Source organism: Mycobacterium sp. (assembly GCF_019243155.1).
GTDB lineage: Bacteria > Actinomycetota > Actinomycetes > Mycobacteriales > Mycobacteriaceae > Mycobacterium.
Genome location: NZ_JAFAUS010000347.1, coordinates 1 through 6,691 on the forward strand (window position 1 = coordinate 1; position 6,691 = coordinate 6,691).

Annotated in this window: 4 protein-coding genes; 3 read left to right on the forward strand and 1 reads right to left on the reverse strand. The window is 68.6% G+C overall.

Annotated elements, in window-relative coordinates; all coding sequences use genetic code 11:
• On the forward strand, positions 1-867 hold an 867-nt coding region (locus JOZ00_RS17995), incomplete at its 5' end, for a nicotinate phosphoribosyltransferase (RefSeq protein WP_293345968.1).
• 23 nt (positions 868-890) lie between these two features.
• Positions 891-2,888: an ATP-dependent DNA helicase gene (locus tag JOZ00_RS18000; RefSeq protein ID WP_293345970.1), complete on the forward strand. Its 1,998-nt coding sequence runs from the start codon at positions 891-893 to the stop codon at positions 2,886-2,888.
• Here the strand turns inward: JOZ00_RS18000 and glgP are convergent.
• Positions 2,872-5,511 (reverse strand): alpha-glucan family phosphorylase, encoded by a 2,640-nt coding sequence (glgP, locus tag JOZ00_RS18005; RefSeq protein WP_293345972.1) that lies wholly within the window; start codon positions 5,509-5,511, stop codon positions 2,872-2,874. The genes JOZ00_RS18000 and glgP overlap by 17 nt on opposite strands.
• Before the next feature lie 233 nt (positions 5,512-5,744).
• Here glgP and JOZ00_RS18010 point away from each other — a divergent pair.
• Positions 5,745-6,691 (forward strand): maltotransferase domain-containing protein (locus tag JOZ00_RS18010; protein ID WP_293345974.1); only part of this gene is annotated, 947 nt, incomplete at its 3' end.

A 6,691-nucleotide genomic window follows, 5' to 3' on the forward strand; every position in this document is an offset into this window, starting at 1 on the left:
CGCCCGTTGATGGAGATGGGAACCCGACGCACGCACGAACACGCCGCGGTCGCCGCGGCCCGCGCCGCCTACATCGCCGGCTTCGCCGCGTCGTCCAACCTGGAAGCCCAGCGCCGCTACGGAATACCCACAGAGGGCACGTCGGCGCACGCGTTCACCATGCTGCACGTCAGCGAACAACACTCTCCCGAGTCCGCCGAGCTCGCCGCGTTCCGGGCGCAGGTCGACGCGCTGGGCGTCGGCACCACGCTCCTGGTGGACACCTACGACGTGACGACCGGCGTCGCCAACGCGGTGGCTGCCGCCGGTCCATCGCTCGGCGCGGTCCGGATCGATTCCGGCGAACTCGGAGTGTTGGCGCGCCAGGTCCGCGAGCAGCTCGACGGACTGGGAGCCACCGCGACCCGCATCGTCGTATCGGGCGACCTCGACGAGTTCTCCATTGCCGCATTGCGCGCCGAGCCGATCGACAGTTACGGCGTGGGCACCTCGCTGGTGACGGGTTCGGGCGCCCCGACGGCGAACATGGTCTACAAACTGGTGGAGGTGGACGGCATCGGAGTGCAAAAGCGCAGCAGCCACAAGGAATCCCAGGGCGGACACAAAGAGGCGATTCGGCTGTCGCGTGGGTCTGGCACCATCACCGAAGAGGTCGTGTATCCGGTCGGCCGGCAGCCGGTCGTCACCGAACCGTCTCGGCTGTTGACCACCCCGCTGGTCCGCGGCCGGGAGTTGGTGTGGAAACCGAATCTGACCGCGGCGCGCGAGCTGGTGGCCACCGGATTGCGCAGCCTGCCGTGGGAGGGTCTCAACCTGTCGCACGGCGATCCAGCGATCCCGACGACCCAGATCCCGGCCGGCCGATAACGAAGAGGAAAGCCACGTCCGAGGTGACCGGGTCCGTGCCCGAGCTGCTGGCCATCGCCGTGGCCGCGCTCGGCGGCAGTGAACGCAGCGGCCAACAGGAGATGGCCGCCGCCGTGTTACGCGCTTTCGAGACCGGTGAGCACCTCGCCGTACAGGCCGGCACCGGCACCGGCAAGTCGCTCGCCTACCTGGTGCCGTCGATCGTCCGTGCCCTCGATAACGAGTCGCCCGTCGTCGTATCCACGGCGACGATCGCGTTGCAGCGGCAACTCGTCGACCGCGATCTGCCCCGGCTGATGGATTCGCTCGAGGACGCGCTTCCCCGCCGGCCGCAGTTCGCGCTGCTCAAAGGCCGACGAAACTATCTGTGCTTGAACAAGATTCACAACGGCGGCGCGGCGGACGGCGAGGATTCCGACGACAGGCCGCAGGAGGAGCTTTTCGACCCGGTCGCGGCGACCGCGCTGGGCCGTGACGTGCAACGGCTGACGGCGTGGGCGTCGACGACGGAGTCCGGTGACCGCGACGACCTCAAGCCGGGTGTCCCCGACCGATCCTGGTCGCAGGTCAGCGTTTCCGCGCGCGAATGCCTCGGCGTCTCGCGCTGCCCGTTCGGCACGGAATGCTTCTCCGAACGTGCGCGGGGCCGGGCCGGCGGCGCGGACATCGTCGTCACCAACCATGCGCTGCTGGCCATCGACGCGGTTTCCGACTCCGCGGTGCTGCCCGAACATGCGTTCCTGGTGGTCGACGAGGCACACGAGTTGGTCGACCGGGTGACATCGGTTGCCACCGCGGAATTGACGTCGGCCGCCCTCGGTGCGGTCTCCCGGCGGATCAGCCGGCTGGTGAATCCGGAACTGGTTCAACGGCTGGAGGCGACGACCGCCAACTTCGCCGCGGCGATCCACGACGGCACCCCGGGCCGCATCGATCACCTCGACGACGAGCTGGCGACCTACCTGACCGCGCTGCGCGACGTCGCGGCCGCGGCACGGTCGGCGATCGACACCACCAGCGACGCCAAGGCGGCGGCGGCGCGCGCCGAGGCGGTTGCAGCGCTGAGCGAGGTATCCGACACCGCATCGCGGATCCTGACGTCGTTCGTCCCCGCGATCCCCGATCGCACCGACGTGGTCTGGCTCGACCACGAGGACAACCGGGGGTCATTGCGCCCGGTGCTGCGGGTGGCGCCGCTGTCGGTCGCGGGCCTGCTGCGCAACCACGTGTTCGCGCATTCGACGGCCGTGTTGACCTCGGCGACGCTCACGATCGGCGGGTCATTCGACGCGATGGCCACCGCGTGGGGCCTGGCGGCCCCCGGAACCAAGGACGAGCCGCACTGGCGTGGCCTCGACGTCGGCTCGCCGTTCGAGCACGCGAAAGCGGGCATCCTCTACGTCGCCGCGCATCTACCGCCGCCGGGCCGCGACGGCACCGGCTCGGCCGAGCAGCTCACCGAGATCGCCGAGCTCATCACCGCCGCCGGCGGACGCACGCTGGGGCTGTTCTCGTCCATGCGGGCCGCCCGGGCCGCCGCCGAGGCTATGCGCGCGCGCCTGTCGACGCCGGTGCTGTGTCAGGGCGACGACAGCACCTCCGCGCTGGTCGAGCAGTTCAGCGCCGACGCGGAGACCTCGCTGTTCGGCACCCTGTCGCTGTGGCAGGGCGTCGACGTGCCCGGGCCGTCGCTGTCCCTGGTGCTGATCGACCGCATCCCATTCCCTAGGCCCGACGACCCGCTGCTGGGCGCGCGGCAGCGCGCGGTGGCCGCGCGCGGCGGCAACGGCTTCATGGCCGTTGCCGCCAACCATGCCGCGCTGCTGCTGGCCCAGGGGTCGGGCCGACTGCTGCGCCGCACCACCGACCGCGGGGTCGTCGCGGTGCTCGACTCGCGAATGGTCACCGCGGGCTACGGCGGATACCTGCGCGCTTCGCTGCCGCCGTTCTGGCAGACCACCAACCCCATGCAGGTCCGCGGCGCCCTGGCGCGGCTGCGAACGGCTAGCGAGCCAGCGTGACGAGGCCCAACTCGTTACCGGCGGCCAACATCGGGTGCTGGGGCAGCACGCGCACCGTGTAGCCGACCGATCCGGCCAGCGGCAGCGACGTCGTCGTCGAGAACACCTGATTGCCGCCTTCGGCGGTACCGGTGTACGACATCTCTACAGTGACCGGCTCCAGCAGTGCATCGCTGCCGTCGACCCTGCCCACCACCGCCTGCACCGTGACCTCGTCGGGCGAGAGCCCGGCCAGCTGCACGGTCGCGGTCAGCGTCAGCTTCGAGCCCAGCACCGGGGTGTCCGGCAGTCCGGTGCTGTCGACATCAGTGATGATGATCTTCGGCCACGCTTCCTGGGCCCGCCTGCGATAGTCGGCCAGCTCGCGGGCGGCGCCGAACTCGCCGCTGGTCTCGTCGTCCTCGGCGGCGGCGATCGTCTTGCGCACCGACTGCGCGGCCGGCGCGTAGTACTCCTCGACGTAGTCGCGCACCATCCGGGATGCCAGCACCTTCGGTCCGAGGGTCTGCAACGTGTGGCGCACCATTTCGATCCACCGCGGCGGTACGCCGCGTTCGTCGCGCTCGTAGAACTTCGGGGCCACCGCTTGTTCCAGCAGGCCGTAGAGGGCGCTGGACTCCAGGTCGTCGCGGCGGGCCTCATCGGCCACGCCGTCGGCAGACGGTATCTCCCAACCGTTTTCGCCGTCGTACCACTCGTCCCACCAGCCGTCGCGGATCGACAGGTTCAACCCGCCGTTCAGCGCGCTCTTCATTCCCGATGTGCCGCAAGCCTCTAACGGCCGCAGCGGATTGTTCAGCCAGACGTCACAGCCCCAATACAACAGCCGCGCCATCGACATGTCGTAGTCGGGCAAAAAGGCGATGCGGTGGCGCACTTCGGGCCGGTCGGAGAACCGGACCACCTGCTGGATCAACGCCTTACCGCCGTCATCGGCCGGATGCGACTTCCCGGCGACGATCAGCTGGATCGGCCTTTCCTCGTTGAGCAGCAGCTGTTCGAGCCGATCCGGGTCACGCAACATCAGCGTCAGCCGCTTGTACGTCGGCACCCGGCGGGCGAACCCTATCGTCAGCACATCCGGATCGAATGCCGTTGATATCCAACCCAATTCGGCGTCCGATGCGCCGCGTTCCACCCATGAGCGGCGCAACCGCCGCCGGACGTCCTCGACCAACAGCGCCCGCAGTTGCGACCGGATCCACCACAGGTGGCCCGGGTCGACCTGATTCAGTCGCAGCCAGACGCCGGGGTCGCTGAACGAATCCGAGCCGATAAGCTCATGCCCCAATTGCAGCCATTGCGGTGCCGCCCACGTACGCGCATGGACCCCGTTGGTGATCGATCCGATCGGCACCTCGTTCACGTCGAATCCGGGCCACAGTTCGCTGAACATCGCGCGGCTCACCCGACCGTGCAGCGACGAGACGCCGTTGGCTCGCTGCGCCAAGCGCAGACCCATGTGTGCCATGTTGAATTTCGTCGGATCGTCCTCGGCGCCGAGCGCGAGGATCCGCGCGGTGGGCACCCCCGGCAGCAACGTCGGCGCGCCGGTGGCCTTCTCGCCCTTTGCATCGGCGACCCCGTCAACACGGCCGTTGAAGTACAGCTGCACCATGTCGATCGGGAAGCGGTCGATGCCGGCGGGCACCGGGGTATGGGTGGTAAACACGGTGCTCGAGCGCACCACGGCCAGCGCTGTGTCGAAGTCCAATCCCGAACCGGTCATCAGCTCGCGGATGCGTTCGGCCCCGAGGAACCCGGCGTGGCCCTCGTTCATGTGGAAGACCTCGGGCGCGGGCAAACCTTCGATGGAGGTGAACGCGCGAATCGCCCGCACGCCGCCGATGCCGGCCAGCAACTCTTGGCGCATCCGATGTTCTTGATCGCCGCCGTAGAGGCGGTCGGTGACGCTGCGCAACTCGTGTTCGTTCTCGGGAACGTCGGAATCGAGCAACAGCAGCGGCACCCGGCCGACCTGCGCAACCCAGATCCGCGCCCGCAATTGCGCGGAGTCGGGAAGCGTCAACTCGACCAAGGCGGGATCGCCGGCGGCATCGGTCAGCAGCCGCAACGGCAGCCCTTGCGGATCCAGCGACGGGTAGGTCTCGTTCTGCCAACCGTCCGCAGTCAATGACTGCCGGAAATACCCGGACCGGTAGTAGAGGCCGACCGCCACCAGCGGCACCCCGAGATCCGACGCGGACTTCAAGTGGTCACCGGCCAGGATGCCCAAGCCGCCGGAGTAATTGGGCAGCACTTCGGCGACGCCGAACTCCATCGAGAAGTACGCGATGGCCGAGGGCATCGCGACACCTTGTCCCTGCTGCTGCTGGTACCACAGCGGGCGGCTCAGGTAGTCGTTCAAGTCGGCGGCCAGCTCATCGAGGCGGCCCAGGAAGCTCTCGTCGAGCGCCAGCTCGTCCAGCCGCGCCGGATTCACCGAGCCCAGCATCGCCACCGGGTCGCTGCCGCAGCGCTCCCACAGCGCCGGGTCGATGCTGCCGAACAGGTCCTGCGTCGGCTTGTCCCAAGACCATCGCAAGTTGATCGACAACTGGTCCAGAGCGGCCAGACGCTCGGGAAGGTGAGCACGGACAGTAAACCGACGGAGTGCTTTCACGCGTCTCTACCTTACTAACGATCGCCGCGCGTGCACGGCGACTCCGAGGGTCCCTTTGCCGCCAGCGCTTTTGCTCCCGGGTGTGTGGCCGGACACTAGGGTGGGTACCGAGTACTTATCGGGGCAGCAATGATGCTCCCCCAAGGCAGGAAGTTCCCACAGCAGGAAGTTTCCCGACGAGCGGCATCCCGCTACGAAGTACTCGCGGTTTGGCCGCCCACAATCGAAACGGAGTGGTGGTGCCGGGTCGCGTCGAGATCGATAACGTTCAGCCTGTCGTTTCCTGCGGCGCGTATCCCGCCAAGGCGGTGGTCGGAGAGGTCGTCCCAGTCAGCGCCGCGGTGTGGCGCGAGGGCCATGAGGCGGTCGCGGCGACCCTGGTGGTGCGGTACCTCGGGCCGCGCTATCCGCAGCCGACCGAGACCCGCCGGATCAAGGCAGTCCAGGCTCCGGAGAAGGTGCTGTCCGACGTCGACGGGGGCGCCGAGCAACGCATCAAGCCGCTGCTGCTGCCCATGACGATGGGGCTGGAACCCTACGTTTTCCACGGCCAGTTCACCCCCGACCGCGTCGGACTGTGGACCTTCAGGGTCGACGGATGGGGTGACCCGATCGACTCCTGGCGCCACGGCCTGATCGCCAAACTAGACGCCGGTCAGGGCGAAAAGGAGCTGTCCAACGACCTACTGATCGGGGCCGCTTTATTCGAGCGCGCCGCGACCGGTGTGCCGCGCGCCGGGCGCGACCCGTTGCTGGCGGCCGCCGCGGCGTTGCGCAAGCCCGGAGATCCCGTCACCCGTACCGCTCCTGCCCTCGCCGAAGAGATCGACGAGATCTTGGCGGAGTATCCATTGCGCGATCTGGTCACCCGCGGCGAGCAGTACGGGGTCTGGGTGGACCGGCCGCTGGCCCGCTTCGGCTCGTGGTACGAGATGTTTCCCCGCTCGACCGGCGGCTGGGACGCCGCGGGCGAGCCCGTGCACGGCACGTTCGCCTCGGCCGCCGCACAGCTTCCCCGCATCGCGGCAATGGGATTCGACGTCGTCTACCTGCCGCCGATTCACCCGATCGGCAAGGTACACCGCAAGGGCCGCAACAATTCCCCCACCGCCGCCCCCGGAGATGTGGGTTCCCCGTGGGCAATCGGCAGCGACGAGGGCGGCCACGACGCCGTCCACCC